1 protein-coding gene is annotated in these 335 nt (G+C 58.5%); it reads left to right on the forward strand.

Going from position 1 to position 335, the window contains the following annotated elements:
* Positions 1-43: 43 nt before the first annotated feature.
* Positions 44-335 (forward strand): AAA family ATPase (locus K6M89_RS30745; RefSeq protein ID WP_222135288.1); only part of this gene is annotated, 292 nt, incomplete at its 3' end.

Below are 335 nucleotides of genomic sequence, written 5' to 3' on the forward strand. Positions count from 1 at the left end.
GCCTTTTACTCAGCGATGGATGGAACGAAAGAAGGAAGGCGATATGTCAGATTTGCGTCAAATCGCATTTTACGGCAAAGGGGGGATCGGCAAGTCCACCACCTCCCAAAATACGCTCGCAGCGCTTGTCGACCTCGGGCAGAAGATCCTGATCGTCGGATGCGACCCGAAAGCCGACTCCACCCGGCTGATCCTGAACGCCAAAGCACAGGACACGGTTCTGCATCTGGCAGCGCAGGAAGGTTCGGTGGAAGACCTTGAGCTCGAGGACGTGCTCAAGGCCGGCTACAAAGGCATCAAGTGCGTGGAGTCCGGCGGTCCGGAACCGGGCGTCG

It is taken from the genome of Rhizobium croatiense (assembly GCF_019793465.1).
Lineage (GTDB): Bacteria > Pseudomonadota > Alphaproteobacteria > Rhizobiales > Rhizobiaceae > Rhizobium > Rhizobium croatiense.